The following is a 3,911-nucleotide window of genomic DNA, read 5'->3' as shown; positions in this document are numbered from 1 at the left end:
GATGCGCCGCGTGCGCCGCAGCCCCCCAGTCCCGGCGACCGCCGACATGCCGCCCAGGCCATGCCCCCCCCAGACCAGGATAGCCCCGGCGGGCTGTCCGTCGAGGACGTCGCCGCCCCCGTCGTCCCGGTCGACGGCTACCTACCCGCGCGGACCGTCACCGCCGACCCCGACCGCGTCGCCGCCCTGGCCGCGCCTCCCGACCGCAGGCAGTGGTGGATCGACCGCGTCCGGGAGTGCTTCCCGCTGCTGTCCTGATCTGTGGGGTGCATGGCCTGGACGCCATGTCGGCGCTCGCCGAGACTGTGGGCATGCTGCGCACCGTGCTCATCGTCGGGTTCCCCGGCGTGCAGGCACTCGACCTCGTCGGGCCGTTCGACGTGTTCACCGGCGCCTCGCTGTACGTCACCGGGCAGGGCGCCGGGGACGGGTACGCCGTGCACGTCGTGTCCGTCGACGGTGCGCCGATCAGCACCGGCACCGGCCTGACCCTGGCCGCCGAGCCGCTACCCGACCCGCACGCGGCGGTCGACACCGTCGTGCTGCCGGGCGGCTGGGGCGTCGACACCGCCCGCCGCGACCACGCGCTGATCGACTGGGTCGCGGCCGTCGCACCGAACGCCCGACGGGTGGTCAGCGTGTGCAACGGCGCCCTGCTGGCCGCGCAGGCGGGGCTGCTCGACGGCTGTGTGGCCACCACGCACTGGGCGTCCGCGTCGCACATGGCCGATGAATTCCCGGCGGTGACAGTCGATGCCGACCCCATCTTCGTGCGCAGTTCGGAGAAGGTGTGGACCGCCGCGGGCGTCACCGCCGGCATCGACCTCGCGCTGTCGCTGGTCGAGGACGATCACGGCACCGAGGCCGCGCAGGCCATCGCCCGCTACCTGGTCATGTACCTGCGCCGGCCGGGCGGCCAGACCCAGTTCGCCGCGCCGGTGTGGATGCCGCGCGCCCGTCGCACCCCGATCCGGGACGTCCAGGAGGCCATCGAGGCCGAACCCGGTGCCGCACACAGCATCCCGGAACTGGCGCGGCGCGCCGCTATGAGCCCGCGCCACTTCACCCGGGTCTTCACCGACGAGGTCGGCGAGGCGCCCGGCGCCTACGTCGAACGGGTCCGCACCGAGGCGGCGCGTCGCCAGCTCGAGGAGACCGACGACACCGTCACGGTGATCGCCGCCCGCTGTGGCTTCGGTTCGGCGGAGACGTTGCGCCGCAACTTCGTTCGCCGCCTGGGTGTGTCGCCCGACCAGTACCGCAGAACATTCGCCTGAAACGCAGAGGAGCTCACCATGCAGGTCGCCATCATGTTGTACCCGGGGTTCACCGCGCTGGACTTCATCGGACCCTACGAGAGCATCCGCTGGCTGCCCGGCGCGGACGTCAGGTTCGTCTGGAATGAACCGGGGCCGATCGCCGCCGATTCGCACGTGCTGCTCGTCGGCGCCACGCACAGCCTCGACGAGACGCCGTCGCCCGACGTCATCCTGATCCCGGGCGGGTTCAGCACGATGGAGCACGCGCGCGACGAGAAGGTGCTCGACTGGGTGCGGCGGGCGCACCGGACGTCGACGTGGACGACGTCGGTGTGCTCGGGGTCGGTGATCCTGGCCGCCGCCGGCGTGCTGGACGGCAAACCGGCCACGTCGCACTGGGCGGCGCTGCCGGTGCTCAAGACCCTCGGCGCACATCCGGTCGGCGATCAGCGCATCGTGGAGGCCGACGCCAAGACCATCACCGCGGCCGGGGTGTCCGCCGGCATCGACCTGGGGCTCTGGCTGGCCGGCCGCATCGCGGGTGACGCCAAGGCCAAGGCCATCCAGCTGTCGATGGAGTACGACCCGCAGCCGCCGTTCGACTCCGGGCACATGTCCAAGGCGTCGGCGTCGACGAAGGCACTGGCCACCGCGCTGATGGGCAGGGAGATGGCCAGGCCCGCCGCGCTGGCCGCCTCGACCGGCCTGCTCTGGGACGCCGCACTCAAGCGAATCCGGCGCGGAAGGCGACACTCAGGGTGCGTCAGCGCGCCCGATTCGCTCCAGTAGCGTCTGCGGGGTGAATCTGGCATACGACGATCGCGGCTCGGGGGAGCCGGTGCTGTTCATCGCGGGCCGTGGCGGCGCCGGGCGCACCTGGCATCTGCATCAGGTGCCCGTCTTCACCCGCGCCGGATACCGCTGTGTGACGTTCGACAACCGCGGCGTCGGCGCGACAGAGAACGCGTCCGGCTTCACCACCGAGACGATGGTCGGTGACACCGCCGCGCTGATCGAGCAGCTCGGGCTCGCCCCGGTCCGGATCGTCGCGGTCTCGATGGGGTCCTTCATCGCCCAGGAGCTGATGGTGGCCCGCCCCGAACTGGTCCGCTCCGCGGTGCTGATGGCCACCCGCGGCCGCCACGACCGCACCCGCGACTTCTTCTGGCAGGGCGAGCGCGCGCTGGCCGAATCCGGTGTTCAGCTGCCCGTCGAGTTCGAGGCGAAAGTGCGCCTGCTGGAGAGCTTTTCGCCGAAGACCCTGAACGACGACAACGCCGTCCGGGACTGGATCGACATGTTCACCATGTGGCCGCAGAAGCCGACACCCGGCATCCGCACGCACTTGGACATCGCGCCGCAGGGCAGCCGGTTGTCGGCCTACCAGAACGTCGCCACCCCGGCCCTGGTGATCGGGTTCGCCGACGATGTGGTGCTGCCGTCCTACCTCGGTCGCGAGGTCGCCAACGCGCTGCCCAACGGGCAGTTCCTGGAGATCCCGGGCACCGGCCACCTCGGCTTCATCGAGAAGCCCCAGGTCGTGAACACTGCGATCCTCAATTTCTTCGCCGATACCCTGTAGTGGTGAACCCCTCGACGGCGCAGGCCCGGGTGGTCGTCGACGAACTGATCCGCGGCGGCGTCCGCGACGTTGTGCTGTGCCCGGGCTCGCGCAACGCGCCGCTGGCGTTCGCGCTGCATGACGCCGACCGGGCCGGCCGGCTGCGTCTGCACGTGCGCATCGACGAGCGCACGGCAGGTTTCCTGGCGATCGGGCTGGCGGTGGCCGAGCGGGCCCCGGTGTGTGTGGCGATGACGTCGGGCACCGCGGTCGCCAACCTCGGCCCGGCGGTGGTGGAGGCGAACTACGCCCGGGTGCCGCTGATCGTGCTGTCGGCGAACCGGCCCTACGAGCTGCTCGGCACCGGGGCCAACCAGACCTTCGAGCAGCTGGGTTACTTCGGCACCCAGGTGCGCGCCAACATCAGCCTCGGGCTGGCCGAGGAGACCGGCGACATGGACTCGCTGAACGCCCAGTGGCGGTCGGCGACCTGCCGAGTGCTGGTCGCCGCCACGGGTTCTCGTTCGGCGAACGCAGGCCCGGTGCAGTTCGACATCCCGCTGCGCGAACCGCTGGTGCCCGACGCGCAGGAGCCCGCGGTGCCCTACGCGCCGGAGGGCCGTCCCGACGGCAGGCCGTGGACATACACCCCGCCGGTCACGTTCGACCAGCCGCTGGACATCGATCTCACCCCGGACACCGTGGTCATCGCCGGGCACGGCGCCGGCGTGCACCCGAACCTCGCCCATCTGCCGACGGTCGCCGAGCCGACGGCGCCGTACGCGCAGAATCCGCTGCATCCGTTGGCGCTGAGGCTGATTCGCCCCAAACAGGTCATCATGCTGGGTCGGCCCACACTGCACCGCCCGGTGTCGGCGCTGCTGGCCGACCCGGCCGTCCCGGTCTTCGCGCTCACCACCGGGCCGCGCTGGCCCGACGTGTCGGGCAATTCCCAGGCCACTGGCACCCGCGCCATCTCCCGCAGCCCAGCCGTATGGTCGACGACATTGCGCAGGCCGAAGCTGATCGTCACCGCGTCGAAGGACTCGTCGGCGAACGGTAGCCGCGTCGCGTCCCCGGCCACCTTCGGC

Annotated in this window: 3 protein-coding genes and 3 pseudogenes; 5 read left to right on the top strand and 1 reads right to left on the bottom strand. The window is 71.6% G+C overall.

Going from position 1 to position 3,911, the window contains the following annotated elements:
- The 5 genes and pseudogenes from ASJ79_RS20170 to menD all read left to right on the top strand — a co-directional run.
- A pseudogene (locus ASJ79_RS20170) lies at window positions 1-258 on the top strand (hypothetical protein); the annotation flags it as partial.
- 53 nt (window positions 259-311) lie between these two features.
- Window positions 312-1,277, top strand: a complete 966-nt coding sequence (locus ASJ79_RS20165; RefSeq protein WP_067959024.1) for a GlxA family transcriptional regulator — start codon at window positions 312-314, stop codon at window positions 1,275-1,277.
- An 18-nt stretch (window positions 1,278-1,295) separates the two neighbouring features.
- Window positions 1,296-2,048 (top strand): DJ-1/PfpI family protein, encoded by a 753-nt coding sequence (locus ASJ79_RS20160; protein ID WP_067959019.1) that lies wholly within the window; start codon window positions 1,296-1,298, stop codon window positions 2,046-2,048.
- A 10-nt stretch (window positions 2,049-2,058) separates the two neighbouring features.
- Window positions 2,059-2,841 (top strand): alpha/beta fold hydrolase, encoded by a 783-nt coding sequence (locus ASJ79_RS20155; RefSeq protein WP_067959017.1) that lies wholly within the window; start codon window positions 2,059-2,061, stop codon window positions 2,839-2,841.
- A gap of 2 nt (window positions 2,842-2,843) precedes the next feature.
- Window positions 2,844-3,800: pseudogene (menD, locus tag ASJ79_RS20150) on the top strand (2-succinyl-5-enolpyruvyl-6-hydroxy-3-cyclohexene-1-carboxylic-acid synthase); the annotation flags it as partial.
- Here menD and ASJ79_RS31305 read toward each other — a convergent pair.
- Window positions 3,785-3,911: pseudogene (locus ASJ79_RS31305) on the bottom strand (class I SAM-dependent methyltransferase); the annotation flags it as partial. The pseudogenes menD and ASJ79_RS31305 overlap by 16 nt on opposite strands.

Source organism: Mycobacterium sp. NAZ190054 (assembly GCF_001545925.1).
Classification (GTDB): Bacteria; Actinomycetota; Actinomycetes; order Mycobacteriales; family Mycobacteriaceae; genus Mycobacterium.
The sequence above is the reverse complement of the archived record's forward strand: the minus strand, read 5'-3'. Positions and strand labels throughout refer to the sequence as shown.